This is a genomic window from Brunnivagina elsteri CCALA 953 (assembly GCF_002289455.1).
Taxonomy (GTDB): domain Bacteria; phylum Cyanobacteriota; class Cyanobacteriia; order Cyanobacteriales; family Nostocaceae; genus Brunnivagina; species Brunnivagina elsteri.
The window spans coordinates 1-15,792 of record NZ_NTFS01000127.1 but is presented as its reverse complement, the minus strand read 5'-3'; the positions used below and the strand labels follow the sequence as shown (position 1 = coordinate 15,792).

Sequence of the window (15,792 nt, the reverse complement as noted above, 5' to 3'; positions counted from 1 at the left end):
TATTGGAATGCTCTTCTGGTCTGTCTCCGGGAAGAGATAAATAATAATTGAGACGAATATCTGGAAGTATTAATGATTTGGAGTTGGACACAATAATCATTGTTCTTAAATTGCCATCAGGAGATATATATTGAACAAGTGAATCCTTAATATTTCCATAACGTGTACCAAAGGCTTCTACAACTCCAAGAAAGTCATTGTTTTGAGTAGTTTCTTTATCATTTAATTGAGGAATACGACGAATAAATATACTTGTATGTCTTTGATTATCTATAAATGGAACTGGTCTAAAATCTAGACCAATTTCTAATTCTTCGTTTCCTAATGCAGACAATTGTTTGATTAGTGTTTGGGCTTTACTTTCCTTGCTTCCTATCGAACCAGATTCAAAACCTGCTTTTTCACGTACTGCTTTTTGATGACCTTTGACATTGATTTTATAATCAAATTCAACTTGTAGATGCATTACACTATATTCAGGGATATTAATTATATTTCCAGGGTCAAAAAAGAACATTTATGTCTCCTTTATTTTGCCAAATTAATCATTTTTATACACATCAAATATCTGCCCCATTCTTTTTCAGATGGGTATTAAAATAAACCTGGTTCATTTCAGAACAACTGAGTTTTGATTATTCTGTTGCGTTATTACGACGTAGGTAGATACTTTTTCAACTATTTAGCTCTTAACCGAGCAGTCTTAACTACTCTGCAAGATGCAATTTCAAAATATGACGCTAAAAACTACAGTTCTCAAAGTAAACTAGGTTTAGCATGGTTCAAAATTATTCTTTTTCTAATTTTTAAAATTAGAAATTAACAAACATTGACACTTGAGCAAATTAGACAAACAGCACGTTAATATCACTCAGCAATTCTAATTAAATTATAATAATTTATAGTTATGTTTTGTTGAATTATGCATTACATTTTAATCAATAAATAGAAGAAAAACTTAGCATGATACAACCCGATTAATTCAGCATATTTTTGTGCGATCGCAGAAGCCACAAGGTGTTATTCCGAACTTGCCGCAGGGCAGAAGGTATAAGCTTTTAATTAAGTTTTGAAATGGTTGATTTCTGTCACCCCATACTAGTACAACACGGCGCAAGTAAACCGACTATTGTGAATACCAAACCCGTCAGAGCCAGAGGTTATAAACCTCTGTCTAATAGCGAAAGTCCTCTAAAAGAGGACTAAATTCAAGCACTAAATGGTAGGCATATTTATGCCATGCTGTGCTAGTTTTATATCTAAATAAAAAAGAGGACAGGCAAGATGCCCATCCCACTATTTAAAATCTACAATCCAAAATCCTAAGATTCCGGTTTACTACAATAGTCATTTAACCCGCTAACCGAACTATCAAATTCCTTAGCTGAATTTGCTGCGGTTTGCAATGCAGAGTTAATATTTTCCCGTGCTTTTTGAATTGTTTCCCTTCCAGCAGTTGAAGCTTGGGCAGTTTTTGCCGAACCTAACGCTTTGCCAGCTTTGCCAATATTTTGACTCAGAGCTTCATAAACCTTAACAATACGGCTTTGATACTCCTTGAGTTTTTCATCTCCTAAATTCAAATCGCGAACTTTGTTAGTAACTCCTTCTAAATCTTTGGCAAGTTGAAGACTAGTTGTTACTTGTGCCCCTTTATTTTTCTCTAAAAGGGATGTTCCGACTTTAACTTCTTTAATCAAGCGTTCGCACTGAGTTACTTTGGTTTCATTACAGCTAGCTAGTAAGAAAGCGATACCCAAGCTTACGGGAATAATAATATACTTATGTGATACCAAAATTAACCGTCCATAACCACTAAATCCCAAATTATAGTATCCGATGATTTAGGTGTTTTAATTATTGTTCTGATAATTTGATATTTCGATAAGATTTCCATCGGGGTGATTTAATTACCAATCTACAGGTAAACCAAGACCTTCTAGTGTTACAGCATCCTTTAAAAGTGGCTGAATTTCCCCATCTATGGCAATTTTCCCTTGGGACAAAACTAACGCTCGTTGCGTAACTTTTCCCAACCATCGCAAATCATGGGAGGCAATCAGCAAGACTTTTCCTTGCCAGTTTAATAGTACCTGTGCGAGCTTCCGTCGCCATCCAGGGTCTAATCCTGTAGTTGGTTCATCCAAGATGAGTATATCAGGTTCCAGGGCGAGGATAGTGGCAAGTGCTGCGAGTCTACGTTGCCCCCCTGATAGTTCGTGTGCAGAGCGATTGGCAAAAGCTTCTAAACCAAATTCAGCTAATAGTTCCCGTGCTTTGTCGATTGCGATCGCATTTGCAACTCCATAATTTCGGGGTCCAAAGGTAATATCTTCTAAAATAGTCGGCATAAATAATTGGTCATTGGCATCTTGGAAACCAAAGCCAATAAATCGACGTATTTGAGCTAAATTTGGTGTTTCGACAGGTATATTATTTACTAAAATTTTTCCAGATTGGGGTTGTTTGAGTCCCATCATATTTTCGAGTAAAGTGCTTTTACCTGAACCCGTAGCACCCATTAAAGCCACGCGATCGCCTGATTGTAAACTAAACGTAATTCCATTTAATACTGGTTGATGTTTTGCATATGCATATACTAAATCGCGAACGACTAATACTGGTTGTGACATTTTAATTTAGGAATTGGGGATTGGGGGATTGGGAATATTACTAAATCCAAGAAGCAACAGTCAAACTAAGAGCTAATCCGATGATTGCGGTAATTACAAAAATTTCTTGTGGTTGCAAGTCTGCATCGATTGGCATTTCTCCTGTATAACCACGTGCAATCATTGCGGCATAAACACGTTCAGCACGCTCTAAACTGCGAAGATATAATGCACCTATCATTGATGCACTGGCATAACGCAACCAATTAGCGGTTCCGTTTAATCCTCTTAGTTGAGCGCTGCGTTGCATTCTTTGTACTTCGTCGAGCAGAATTTCTAGGTATTGCCCCGCTAGTAGTAAGTTTTGTTTAAATGCATTTGGTAATGGTAAAGATTTTAATGCGATACCAAAACTGTGAGGGGGTAATGTTAACAAAAAACTATTCATCGTTAACAAGCAAATTAACGAACGCACTAATATAAAACTTGCACGTTCCCAACCCAAAGGTAATGCGACAAACGATAGAAATATCAATTCCGTACCGACTAAAGCTGCTAACTTAGGGATTTTAACGCGCAAAAGTATTGACCAAAGAAGTGCGATCGCGCCATAAATACCCAGCAGATGCCAAGTGTTTAGCTTGAGAAATGCACAGCCAATCACAATTATTAGGGAGATATATAACCGCAAATTTAAGTTAGGCATAACATTTGAAATTGGGTATGTATTGAATTCCGTACAGATAATCCGCTGGGTTGTTATGTATTTGTATAAGAAAGACGACCCAGTGGGTCGTCTCTACTTAGATTCTTCTTTCTGTATTGGTGGAATCGATATTTCCCATAACTTTGGCAAAACCAAATGCGATCGCAAAACAAACTAGGGAACCAATTAGTCCAGCAATACTTGTACCAATTTTGTCTAATCCTGGTACTGTATAATCTGCAAATGGTGTTGGGATGGAAACCCTGACATTTTCTCCTAGTTTCTCAAATCCTGTTTGTTGTGCTACCCAATCCAAACCATCGGGGGATGAGGAGGCAAATAACGATAATAATCCAGCCACTAGAAATATACTCACAATGGGTACTAACCAACCTTTAAATTCACCTTGTTCCCCTGGAAGTAAATCTGGTCTGGCATTGGCAAGGTAAGTTAAAACTCCACCTGTAATTAATCCTTCACCAACTCCAATCAAAATATGAATTCCTGTCATTGCTGGTAAAACAATGTTGATAGGTGAAGTTCCCGACAACGCTAATTCGATTGATGCAAAGACTGCGGCAACGACAACGCTAATGCCTGCACCAATTCCCGCAGCTAGGGGTAAACGAGTCTTAGAACCACCAAATAGCCTCTGTAATGTTTGGGTTAAAACCCAACCAACCCAAACCCCAACAATTCCCATGTTTACAATATTTGCACCTAAGGCTGTAATTCCTCCATCTGCAAATAGCACTGCTTGAATAATTAATACCGTCGCAATGCACAATGTTCCTGCCCAAGGACTTCCCAAGATAATTGCGGCTAGAGTTCCCCCTAGCAAATGTCCACTTGTACCACCTGCCACAGGGAAATTAATCATTTGTGCGGCAAAAATAAACGCTGTCGTCAAACCTAAAATTGGTGCCCGACGCATCCCAAAAGCCTCTTGAGAGCGTGTTGCCGCTATTGCCAAAGCAACAACACTCGTTACTCCTGCGATCGCAGCTACCGATGGTGACACAAACCCATCAGGAATATGCATAATGTTACCCCTATTTATCTTATTTTATACTCAATATCACGAAATGATTGGTATCTCCAATTAAGAGAAACAAAAATTTTATGTTATTTTCAATGCCCATTAGGGGGATATTTAGTATTTCTAAAGAGGAATTGACATTAGGTTTAAGGGTGCTTTTATATACTTTGTTTTATGAATATCAAGGTTTGTTTATTGAAATTAATTTTTAGTTTAAATTATCTATAATCAAACAAATTTAATATTCGTTGACGCAAACGTTCTAAGAATAACTGTTCTTCCTGACTTACTTCAACAGAAAATATTTCATGAATTAAGGGAGCATCAAGTTGTAAATCAGCTAATAATTTTTGCTGATTAAATATATCTTTGGGAGTACCTTCAATTATTAATTTACCATTATCCATAACAAAAACCCAATCTGCCCAACGATAAACTAAATCAAAATCGTGGGTAGCCATTAATATAGTCGTACCAGAATTATGAATTTTATTAAGGGTATTGATTAAATTACGAGTATGCAACCTATCTAAATAAGCAGTAGGTTCATCTAATAAGATTAATTCAGGTTCTAACACCATTACATCCGCAATAGAAACCCGCTTCTTCTGACCCAAACTTAGATGGTGAACTGGTTTTTGAGCAAGTTCAGTTAATCCAAATTCTAATAAAATTGCTTCTATACGCTGGGCAATTTCTGTATTTGGGATTCCTAAATTACATAAACCATAAGATATATCTTCTTCCACAGTTGCAGCGACTAATTGCTGTTCTGGGTCTTGAAAAACTAGTCCAACTTGTTGACGCAATCTCTGCAAAGAGCGAGAATCATATTTAATAGCTTTCCCTTGCCATAATATATTTCCTTGCTGCGGTTTATAGAGAGCATTTGCTAATAAAAAAAATGTGGTTTTACCACAACCATTTTGACCGATTAAAGCAGACTTTTTGTGTTTGGGAATCTTTAAATTTAGACCATTAAGCGCAGATGCTTTTGTACCAATATAGGTATAATATACCTCTTCAAACTCTAGTAAATATTCTTCCATTTTCAACCCATTCTAATGCGATTAGGAAAATGATGCCAGTTATTGCTTCAATTGAATAACGACTAGACTGTCGATAGCGATATGAATTCCAAACTTGTAATTCCCCAGTAAAACCCCGCGATTTTAAACTCAGTAAAACTTGACGATAATTTTCTAAAGTACGTTTGAGTAACTGCCCGATTAACAGCGCTAAACTTTTCATACTAGTACTAAAATTACGATACCCACCACGAACTTTTTGAGCAATCCATATCTCATTTGCTGTATTTAACAGTACAAAAATAAAGCGATACATTAATAATAAAATTTCGGTGATTAATACAGGGCAACCAATATTTCTGAGGGTTTGCAAAAGCTCACTAAATGGAACCGTGAGCATGATGAAATATAAGCATGAAAGTGATGCGATCGCACGTGTAAAAATAGCTCCTGCTTGGATAACCCCGTGATGACTTATATATAAATAATAGGAACCGATATTTAAACCGCCAATCAAATCATTTTCAATTAAACTAAGATGTGCTAAATCTGTACCATTAATCACTAATGCAGGTAAACTAGTCAACCAAAAAAAAATCGCCGCATAAACTAATTTAAAGTAAGTTTTAGCTGGAATACCAGCATAACCCACAGTCCAAATACTCATCCAAGCTGCAATTAAAATTTGTACTAATGGATGAGAAACAGCAGAAATTATCAACAGCAAACCTGCAAAAGATAACTTGTGTCCTGGTGGTAGCGATCGCAAACGATTAGTATATGCTAAAGAATCAATCTGTATTGTCATTTTGATGTTGTTGCTTTTCGCTACGTCCTTTATATAGTCCAATTACATACCCAACAAAACCTGCACCTAGTCCAGCTTGTGTGGCAAATAATAAACTTTCTACTTCACTACTAGGTAATTCAAACAATGAATTAAACCAAGGTTTATATTGGGGATTTATTTCTTTAATTACACCTTCAGCTTTATCATCAGAACCGCCAAATTCTGCACCTTTTAGTATTACTAACGGAGTCATAGCTAAAATTACTACTGTAAAAACTAATAACCAGTTATTTAATTTATTTTTTGATTTACTCATAATTCCATCCTCGTTTTTATTCACAACAAAGTTTTAAATTGTAAGGTAGTAAAAAATGACCAGTTTCGACTTAAATAGTAGTACGTTCTATCCCAAATTTATAGTTCGGATACTAATTCACGCTAAAAATACATCACCAGGATTTCTAGCCAGCACGATAAAATGTACTATTAAATCTGTTCAAGCAATATTGACTATTCTCTATTTCTCCTGTTTAATTAACTCCAAAGTTTCCAGTTCTTGAGTACCATAGCTAGATAACCAATTCCATACCAGGACAGTTAATAAACCTTCACTAATTGCTAATGGTACTTGGGTAACGGCAAAAATTCCCGCAAATTTCACAAAAGAAGCAAAAAAACCACCAGTCACTGTGGGAAAAGCTAAAGCTAACTGTATCGAAGTGACAAGATAAGTCACCAAATCCGCGATGCTTGCAGCTAAAAATATCGCCAGTCGTTGTTTTCCTGTAGGTATGACAAAACGATATACCCAATAAGCTACAATTGGTCCTGCGATCGCCATTGAAAATGCATTGGCTCCCAAGGTAGTTAAACCACCATGCGCTAGTAATAAAGCTTGAAATAGCAAAACTAAAGTTCCCAATACTGACATCGCCAAGGGACCAAATAGCACTGCTCCTAACCCTGTACCCGTAGCATGGGAACTACTACCCGTTACCGATGGGATTTTTAACGCTGACAGCACAAACGTAAATGCTCCTGCTAGTCCTAAAAGCAGTTTGAGTTCAGGATTTGCCTTGGTAATGCGTGTCAAACTACGTAACCCCAACACAAAAAACGGTAAAGCGACTATCCACCAAAAAATTGCCCACTGGGGAGGTAAAAAACCTTCCATAATATGCATTGCGTAAGCTGGTTGGGCTAAAGTCACGATAAAATAGCAACTTAGTAGGGCAATGGAAACAAACCAGCGAGACTTATGTTTAATTTTATGGATGAAAGTGGGAATAATTCTTGACATACTTTTTCATTTTGCTGGCACTATCAATAGATGTTAATTGATTTTTCTGAAGATGGGTTAGTGCAGCTTAACTAAAGCGATAAGTGGAGCTTAATGCCAAAGCTATATCGCATTATTTTTTTCGATAAAAATAGATTTACAGACAAAACCAACATTACGGGCATCTGGCAAGATTCTCAAAAAGACCATATATTCACGGCTTTTTGCGAATATCATCACCTGTAACCCTTAATTTTTCGTTTAAAAATCGGGTTTCTAATTCAATCAGGGGTTAAAATTAGAAAAGCGAAGAAACTCGATAAGCATAAAGAATCAGCATGGTTTGTGATAATGATGACATCATCGCTGTATATGTTGACTCGAAATGCTGTGTTTGTCGCGAATGTTGTGTAAAGTGAATTGACGGCTCATGCAAGAACTCGACCAAAAAAAAGCTATTGATCTACTCAATTCCATCATGGAATTTGAACTAGCAGGGGTTGTGCGGTATACTCACTATTCGTTGATGGTGACTGGTCCAAATCGCATTCCCATCGTGACTTTTTTTAAAGCACAAGCTAGTGAATCCTTACTTCATGCTCAACAAGCTGGGGAAATTCTCACAGGTTTAGATGGACATCCCAGCTTGAAAATAGCAGCAATGGAAGAAACCTATAATCATGCAGTTAAGGACATCTTAGAAGAAAGCTTGTCCCATGAAAAGAAAGCACTCAGTCTTTATAAAGATTTACTTGGAGTTGTTGACAATGCCAGTATCTATTTAGAAGAATATGCTCGAACCATGATTGGGCAAGAAGAGTTACATAATGTTGAATTGAAAAAAATGCTGCGTGACTTTGGTTAATTATTAATAGACATCTCCGGAAAAGATGTAGAGACGTAGTAATGCTACTTCTCTACAAAGGTTCTGGGCAACGCATAATTAATTTTCGCAGATGTCTAATGGTTAGTGGTTATTAGTTAGTGGGTAATAGTTGTTGATTAATTAGTTACAATAAATAAGTAATTACTATTGATAACTAATTAGTCACTCACTCCAAATACAAAATACTCATTATTGGTAACTCAATACCGATCCACTATCAAACCTCGTCTAGACTTGAGAACTGTATTTACCTAAAATCTGCCGTAACTACTAACCATTAATCATTAACTAATATGAATTTTAGTACTGCCTTACCGACTTTTGTAATCACACTTCGCGAAGGAGTAGAAGCAGCTCTTGTTGTTGGCATTGTTTTAGCTTTACTCAAAAAAGCCAAGCAATCACATTTAAATTCTTGGGTATATGCTGGTGTTGGTGTTGGTATTATCTTAAGTGCATTGGTTGGAGTGCTTTTAAACTGGGCAACTCATGCATTAACTAGGGCAAATCCTGAATATGCTGCCGTCATAGAATTAACACTTGAGGGAATATTCAGCATCATTGCGATCGCAATGCTCAGTTGGATGTTAATTTGGATGACTAAGCAAGCGCGATTTATGAAAGCACAAGTCGAAGGTGCAGTTAATCAAGCACTAAATCAAGATTCAAATGCAGGTTGGGGTGTTTTTAGTTTAATTTTAATCGCCGTTCTCCGAGAAGGTTTTGAAACAGTTTTATTCGTCACTGCCAATCTTCAACAAGGTTTATTACCAGTCTTAGGGGCAATTGCTGGTTTAGCTGCTGCTGCTGCTGTCGGAGTACTTTTATTTAAATGGGGAGTCAATATCAATATCCGCCAATTCTTTCAAGTCATGGGGATATTATTGGTGTTAATAGTTGCTGGTTTGGTTTCAAGTTCATTATATAAATTCGATCAAGTATTTGCCAACCTGGCATTAAGCAGTTCTACATCCGAAGACTTGTGTTTCTACTACGACAAGTTTGCCAACATTCACTCCTGCATTTTGGGACCTTTAGTTTGGGACACTTCAAATATTCTTCCCGACAAAGAATTTCCAGGAATTATCCTCAAATCTTTATTTGGATATCGTCAGCATCTTTATTTAGTACAAGCGGTGGCTTATTTAACTTTCTTATTCTCAATCGGTGGTATCTACCTTCGCAGTATCACTAGTGGGAGTTCCAGCAAAAATACTGCAACACAAAAAGGGTAAATTAGAAAGTTATACCAATTACTTGTGAAGCTGCACATTATTTCGATTCCTCCAACCTCCCCTTGCTTTACGCACTTCGCGTTCCCGAAGGGTAGGGGAGGTGCCACAGGCGGTGGGGTTATTTTATGCATCTTCATATTAAAATGATATTAGGAGTTAGGAATTAGGAGTTATGAGTTAGGAATTAGGAATTAGAAATTAGGAATTAGAAATTAGGAATTAGGAATTAGGAATTAGAAATACAAAATATTTATCATTTTTATCCTTCTTATCATTTTTACCCATACCCACATAACACCATGTCCAAAATTAGTATCAAACAACTATTTACTTACCCATTTAAGGGATTATCGCCACAAATCCAGGAATCCGTTTACCTCAAAACAGGACATGGAATACCAGGCGATCGCGCTTTTGCTTTAATGTATAAAAATACAACAACAGCAACTAATGATACTAAGCAAATTCCGTGGATGAAAAAGCAAAACTTCGCCATGCAAAATGACTGGCACGCTTTAGCTGCATTAGATTGTAGTTATGATGCCACAACGGAAAATCTGACAATTAAACGCAAAGGAATAGAATTACTCGTCGCAAATACAAACACTTCAGAAGGACGCGATCGCATTTCCACTTTTTTTACTGGATATCTCGCAGCAAGTCACCCCAGTCAAGCAGCCACAAATAAAAACATCAAACCCCTACAACTAGTGGGAAAATATGACAAAACCCGCTACTGCGATCGCGAACCAGTTCACATTTCCCTCGTCAGTCAAGCAACAATAGATAATTTAAGCGAAATTGCCGGAAAACAAATAGATGTTCGTCGCTTTCGTCCAAATATCGTAATTGATGGTGTTTCTGCATGGGGTGAATTTGATTGGATTGGAAAACATCTAAAAATTGGTAGCGTTACGGTTGAAATTACCGCTCCTATTAATCGTTGTTTAAATATTGATGTTAATCCTGAAACCGGAGAACGGGATATCCATTTACTTTCGCTCTTACCAAAGCATTTTCAACATTCTCAAACTGGTGTTGTTGCGAAAATTATTTCCGACGGTAACATTACAAATGGAGACTTAATTATTACTTGTTAAGAGTGTTCCAAGTAAAAAAGTGCCCAATTGTCATGCTGAATGGAGCGAAGCGCAATGAAGCATCTCTGTCTATTACATAGCGACTCAGGATCAACAGTTGGATCATTTATTTCTTGGATTACTCTAAATACAACCATTACTTGATATAACTATTACTTGCATTTGCCGTAATTTTTGTCAACCGTACCAAAATTAGTATTTAGTGTTTAGATTAATCTTCTCAATAGTTGAGCTAATTGCAAAAATAAAACAACGCTATTGCAGTACTTTCAAGTCATTGACTTTAATGAAATATACGTCGCCATGATTATTTAAATCATAGCTCATCAAAGCACTATAAAATCGTTAACCAAAAACATGATTGTCATCATTTCTTGACAAACTTTACATTAAACCAATTAGTAAATTTAATTATATGTATATTTTAAATAGCTTTAGATTATATATCAACTCATAGGACACAGCAAATTGCAAGTAAGTGAGAAATACAATACTATTTTATGTGAAGCTGCTAAAAGAATATTGATTATTAAACATGGATTGCGTATTAGGGATTGATGGTGGTGGAACAAAGACAGTTTGCATTGTGATGAACGCAGAAAAAGAAATATTAGGACGTGGAGAAACAGGAGCATCTAACTATCAAAGTATTGGTATTAATGCAGCTTTTAAATCGATTGAATTAGCGATTGAGAATGCAGTTATAGAAGCACTTAAAACAATAAAAAGTTTAGAAGTACAAGTCATTTGTTTGGGATTAGCAGGTGTAAATCGTCCGAGAGATATAGAAGTCATAAAAAAGATAGTTAATGATTTACAAAAAAGTCATAGACTACCTATTATGTGGGAATTGGAACAGATAATTCAACCTGATAATAAATCAAACAATATAATTATCTGCCACGATGCATTGATTGCATTAGTAGGTGGAATTTGTCGCGATGTAGGAATAGTTGTCGCTGCGGGAACAGGTGCGATCGCATATGGGAGAAATCACCAGGGAATTAGTAAACGTGTAGGTGGCTGGGGATATATCTTAGGTGACGAAGGTAGTGCTTACCAAATTGCGATCGCAGGCATGAAAGCAGCAATACAAGCTTATGATGGTAGGGGCGAATTAACGAGTTTGGTAGATGTTTTTACAAATCATCTTCAACTTGAAACTATTGAAGATTTAATTGAGTTTGTTTATCGTCGTGGAATGGGAGTAAAGGATATAGCAGCTTTTGCAACTTTAGTTGATAGTGCTGCGGTGGATGGTGATGGGGTTGCAAATGAGATTATTGATGATGCTCTGGGGGAATTAGTAAAAGCAACTTTTACAGTTATTGATGCAATTTTCTGTCCCCACATCCCTAACCCCTCTCCGCAAACAATTAGAAATGATGATTTTGAGATTGTGACGACAGGTAGTGTGTGGAAGGGAAAATCGAATATTCGTGAAAGATTTATTAAGGTGATTAATCAGAAGTATCCATATATAAAGGTAATTCTGCCAAGATTTGAGCCAGCTTACGGTGCAGGTTTATTAGCTTTGAAACAATATTTGCAAAAGTCAGATAGCAAAGCAGCGCATTAACTAGCAGTGGATATGGTTTAAGCTGTTCCGCATTTAAATCATATAATCCAAATTATTATAATTATTGTGGGGTGGGTATCCCTGCCTGCACTAATATATAATCTAGAAGCTTTTTAGCTTATCACATCCCAATGAAAATAAGCGTTAAGCAGGGCTTATCGGCAAAGACGTATCGCATGACTTTTCAGACAGATGTGACTGGTACTTAGGGTGACATAAATCTTTTGTCATATGTGATACTCTATTCATGAAATCTTTAAATATTGTTCGGTGGTTTTATGTTATCTACATAAAAAGTAAGGCAAAACAAATGCTCACAATTAGTAATAATTTTATCTAAGTTACTAACTATTGAGCTTTTTGTATTTAGAGAAAATTAGACTCATAAATGTATTTTATCATTTAGAAGAAAAATGCCAAATATATTAGTAACAGGTGGAGCCGGATTTATTGGTGCTAATTTCGTTCTTCTGGCAAGAAGTCAAAAGTGGGCTAATGTAGTTAACTTAGATAAGTTGACTTACGCTAGTAACTTAGAAACATTGGCTGAACTGCAAAACGATGAAAATTATCATTTTGTGTCGGGAGATATTAGTAATCTAGAGTTAGTAAGTTATTTACTGGAACAATATCAGTCAGATGCAATCATTAATTTTGCTGCCGAAAGTCATGTTGACCGTTCAATACTCAGTCCAGAGGATTTTATCCAAACTAATGTCGTTGGAACATTTAAACTACTGGAAGCAAGTAAAACCTATTGGCAAAAACTTTCATCTCAAAAGCAGCAGCAATTTCGCTTTTTGCATGTGTCTACAGATGAAGTATACGGCTCTCTGAGTCCAACAGACCCTGCATTTAGAGAAGATACCCCCTATGCACCTAATAGTCCCTATGCAGCTTCTAAAGCTGCCTCAGACCATTTTGTACGGGCTTATTATCATACCTATGGTCTACCAACTTTAACTACAAATTGCTCGAATAATTATGGACCACGACAGTTTCCAGAGAAACTAATTCCTTTGATTATTCTTAATGCTTTAGAAGGTAAATCTTTGCCGATATATGGAGATGGTCAAAATGTTAGAGATTGGCTATATGTAACTGACCATTGCGAGGCTATTTATCTTGTTTTGAAAGAAGGAAAAGTTGGCGAGACTTATAATATTGGTGGTTTAAATGAACAAACTAACTTAAGTGTCGTTGAAAAAATTTGTGCAATTTTTGATAAACTGGCTCCTAAATCTAATTTCCTTCATTCTTCTCTAATTACTTTTGTGAAAGACCGTCCTGGTCACGATCGAAGATATGCTATCGACTGTAGTAAAATCAAACAGGAGCTAGATTGGCAGCCAAAGGAAAATTTTGATAGTGGCTTATTGAAGACTGTCCAATGGTATTTGGATAATTCTGCTTGGATTGAGTCTGTGCGTTCAGGTACATACCAAAATTGGATTAAACGAAATTATGATAGTAGATGTGAAAATAACAAATAATATAGCAATTCAATTTCATTTGTAAACAAACAATGTAGAAACGCAATATATCGCGTTGCTCCCAAATATGTGAGAAAAAAAATGAAAGGTATTATTCTTGCAGGTGGTTCTGGTACACGTCTTTATCCTTTAACTCATGTTGTTAGTAAACAACTAATGCCTGTTTATGACAAACCAATGATTTACTATCCTTTATCTATATTAATGCTGGCAGGAATACGAGAGATTTTAATTATTTCTACACCTGCTGATTTGCCATTATTTCAAAGGCTATTAAAAGATGGTAGTCAATGGGGTTTAGAGTTCAGTTATGTTGAACAGTCAAAGCCAGAGGGATTAGCACAGGCTTTTATTCTTGGAAAAGATTTTATTGGGAATGAGCCAGTTTGTTTAATTTTGGGCGACAATATTTTTTATGGTCATGGATTGGTAGATGTATTGGCTCGAACTGCAACTTTGAAAGAGGGTGGATTAGTATTTGGTTATCAAGTAAAAGACCCAAGACAATATGGTGTCATTGAATTTGATGCTTTTGGAAAAGCAATTAGTATTGAAGAAAAACCATTGAATCCGAAGTCAAAATATGCTGTACCAGGAGTCTATTTTTATGATTCTCAAGTTGTAGAAATTGCTGCTAATTTGAAGCCTTCTATTCGCGGTGAGTTGGAAATTACAGATGTGAATTTGGTTTATTTACAACGTGGACAACTGCAAGTAGAAGTTTTGGGTCGAGGATATGCTTGGTTAGATACTGGTACTCATGAATCGCTGCATCAGGCTGCTAATTTTATTCAGACTTTAGAAGAACGACAGGGATTAAAAATTGCTTGTATTGAAGAAATTGCCTACCATTTGGGATATATTGACTCAACTAAGTTACGTCAGTTAGCTGAATTTATGGCTAAAAATAGCTATGGTCGTTATCTGCTGGAAATTTTAGATAATGAAGAACATTCTGAAATTAAGCAACAGAAAGATGTAAGTCTTGCAAAGAAAAAATTAGAGCAGGATTTATTGCAGGTAAAAAAGGTATTGTAATGAAGGTAATCTAAACATAAATTCCCGATGTACTAATAATTGAACAGCAGATTTTTGCAGACAGTCGCGGTTTCTTTTATGAAAGCTATAATGAGCAAGTTTTGCTATAAAAAGCTGGTATATCGGCACATTTTGTCCAAAACAATCATTCGGTATCAAAGATTTCGCTTGTCACCCTAAATTATCGCTAATCCCACACTCCCCATAAACCCAAAAGCGATAAGCGGAGCTTAACGCCAAGGGCGTATCGCACATTCCAACAAACCCAGAAACGCAATCGAGAAAAGATTTAACCTCTGGCGCTTGAGAGTTATAATTAGTGTAAACGTGCTTTTCTTTATAGATTTTTAGCTTAACAGAATGGCTATGACATTAAAAGAACTGGAGAAACAACTACTTGCATTAACGACCGTTGAAAAAACCCAAGCCATACAAATATTAGTTCAAAGTTTGACCAATACTTGGCAGGGAATTGAAAAAACACCCGGTGTATGTGGCGGTGATGCTTGTATTGTAAGTACTCGTATTCCCATTTGGTCGTTAGTAAATAACCGTGATTTAGGTATGAGCGATGCTGAGATATTAAAAGCTTTTCCTAGTCTTAGTGCTGTTGATTTAGCTAATAGTTGGGCTTATGCGAATGCTCACAAGATTGAGATTGAAGAAGCTATTAGAGAAAATGATGAAGTAATGCGAGAAAATTAGGATACAGGATATTTAAAAATTGGCACGTTTTTATACAGATGAGAATTTCCCATTTCCAGTAGTAGAATTTCTGCGTGTTTTTGGGCATGATGTCTTAACAGCGAGGGATGCGGGAAAAGCGAACCTAAAAATACCTGACGAAAATGTATTAGCGTTTGCAACAATTATGGAACGTTAACTTTTAACACTTAATCGGCGTGATTTTATTCGATTAGAGAACTCCACAGAAAGAAATGCTCTTCGGTCATTCTGTAGCTTGCTACTTACAGAAGCCGCTTGCGCGTCTACCCGCAGGGTGGAAC

17 protein-coding genes and 1 pseudogene are annotated in these 15,792 nt (G+C 36.4%); 9 read left to right on the top strand and 9 right to left on the bottom strand.

Going from position 1 to position 15,792, the window contains the following annotated elements; genetic code table 11:
• The 9 genes from CK510_RS13160 to CK510_RS13120 form a co-directional block, all read right to left on the bottom strand.
• On the bottom strand, positions 1-517 hold a 517-nt coding region (locus CK510_RS13160; RefSeq protein WP_143289288.1), incomplete at its 3' end, for a hypothetical protein.
• An 805-nt stretch (positions 518-1,322) separates the two neighbouring features.
• On the bottom strand, positions 1,323-1,826 hold the full coding sequence (locus CK510_RS13155) for a hypothetical protein (RefSeq protein ID WP_245912126.1): 504 nt from the start codon (positions 1,824-1,826) through the stop codon (positions 1,323-1,325).
• 84 nt (positions 1,827-1,910) lie between these two features.
• Positions 1,911-2,633 carry an energy-coupling factor ABC transporter ATP-binding protein gene (locus CK510_RS13150; protein ID WP_095722140.1) on the bottom strand — a complete coding sequence of 241 codons (723 nt, stop codon included), beginning with the start codon at positions 2,631-2,633 and terminating at the stop codon, positions 1,911-1,913.
• Between the two features lie 40 nt (positions 2,634-2,673).
• Positions 2,674-3,318 (bottom strand): energy-coupling factor transporter transmembrane component T family protein, encoded by a 645-nt coding sequence (locus CK510_RS13145; protein WP_095722139.1) that lies wholly within the window; start codon positions 3,316-3,318, stop codon positions 2,674-2,676.
• A gap of 97 nt (positions 3,319-3,415) precedes the next feature.
• Positions 3,416-4,360: an energy-coupling factor ABC transporter permease gene (locus CK510_RS13140; RefSeq protein ID WP_095722138.1), complete on the bottom strand. Its 945-nt coding sequence runs from the start codon at positions 4,358-4,360 to the stop codon at positions 3,416-3,418.
• Between the two features lie 215 nt (positions 4,361-4,575).
• On the bottom strand, positions 4,576-5,406 hold the full coding sequence (locus CK510_RS13135) for an energy-coupling factor ABC transporter ATP-binding protein (RefSeq protein ID WP_095722137.1): 831 nt from the start codon (positions 5,404-5,406) through the stop codon (positions 4,576-4,578).
• Positions 5,381-6,193, bottom strand: a complete 813-nt coding sequence (gene cbiQ / locus CK510_RS13130; protein ID WP_095722136.1) for a cobalt ECF transporter T component CbiQ — start codon at positions 6,191-6,193, stop codon at positions 5,381-5,383. The genes CK510_RS13135 and cbiQ overlap by 26 nt, the downstream gene beginning before the upstream one ends.
• Entirely contained in the window at positions 6,177-6,491 is a 315-nt protein-coding gene (locus CK510_RS13125) for an energy-coupling factor ABC transporter substrate-binding protein (RefSeq protein ID WP_095722135.1), read from the bottom strand. Before CK510_RS13125 ends, cbiQ begins: the two co-directional genes overlap by 17 nt.
• A gap of 201 nt (positions 6,492-6,692) precedes the next feature.
• Positions 6,693-7,358 carry an energy-coupling factor ABC transporter permease gene (locus CK510_RS13120; protein ID WP_245912127.1) on the bottom strand — a complete coding sequence of 222 codons (666 nt, stop codon included), beginning with the start codon at positions 7,356-7,358 and terminating at the stop codon, positions 6,693-6,695.
• Positions 7,359-7,884: 526 nt separating this feature from the next.
• On the opposite strand from CK510_RS13120, the gene CK510_RS13115 reads away from it, so the two are divergent.
• The 9 genes and pseudogenes from CK510_RS13115 to CK510_RS31750 all read left to right on the top strand — a co-directional run bounded on the left by CK510_RS13115 (position 7,885) and on the right by CK510_RS31750 (position 15,668).
• Positions 7,885-8,319, top strand: coding sequence for a ferritin-like domain-containing protein (locus CK510_RS13115; protein ID WP_095722133.1), 435 nt, complete (start codon positions 7,885-7,887; stop codon positions 8,317-8,319).
• Between the two features lie 314 nt (positions 8,320-8,633).
• A complete protein-coding gene (locus CK510_RS13110; protein ID WP_095722132.1) occupies positions 8,634-9,575 on the top strand; it encodes an FTR1 family iron permease in 942 nt (313 codons plus the stop codon).
• Between the two features lie 299 nt (positions 9,576-9,874).
• Positions 9,875-10,675, top strand: a complete 801-nt coding sequence (locus CK510_RS13105; RefSeq protein WP_095722131.1) for an MOSC domain-containing protein — start codon at positions 9,875-9,877, stop codon at positions 10,673-10,675.
• A gap of 535 nt (positions 10,676-11,210) precedes the next feature.
• Positions 11,211-12,254: an N-acetylglucosamine kinase gene (locus CK510_RS13100; RefSeq protein WP_095722130.1), complete on the top strand. Its 1,044-nt coding sequence runs from the start codon at positions 11,211-11,213 to the stop codon at positions 12,252-12,254.
• 413 nt (positions 12,255-12,667) lie between these two features.
• Entirely contained in the window at positions 12,668-13,747 is a 1,080-nt protein-coding gene (rfbB, locus tag CK510_RS13095) for a dTDP-glucose 4,6-dehydratase (RefSeq protein ID WP_095722129.1), read from the top strand.
• An 81-nt stretch (positions 13,748-13,828) separates the two neighbouring features.
• Positions 13,829-14,785, top strand: a complete 957-nt coding sequence (gene rfbA, locus CK510_RS13090; RefSeq protein ID WP_095722128.1) for a glucose-1-phosphate thymidylyltransferase RfbA — start codon at positions 13,829-13,831, stop codon at positions 14,783-14,785.
• 20 nt (positions 14,786-14,805) lie between these two features.
• Positions 14,806-14,892 (top strand): annotated as a pseudogene (locus CK510_RS34250) (dTDP-4-dehydrorhamnose 3,5-epimerase family protein); the annotation flags it as partial.
• A gap of 259 nt (positions 14,893-15,151) precedes the next feature.
• Positions 15,152-15,490: a DUF433 domain-containing protein gene (locus CK510_RS13085; protein WP_095722127.1), complete on the top strand. Its 339-nt coding sequence runs from the start codon at positions 15,152-15,154 to the stop codon at positions 15,488-15,490.
• A 19-nt stretch (positions 15,491-15,509) separates the two neighbouring features.
• Complete coding sequence (locus tag CK510_RS31750; RefSeq protein WP_158224898.1) at positions 15,510-15,668, top strand: DUF5615 family PIN-like protein; 159 nt, start codon at positions 15,510-15,512, stop codon at positions 15,666-15,668.
• Positions 15,669-15,792: the final 124 nt, after the last annotated feature.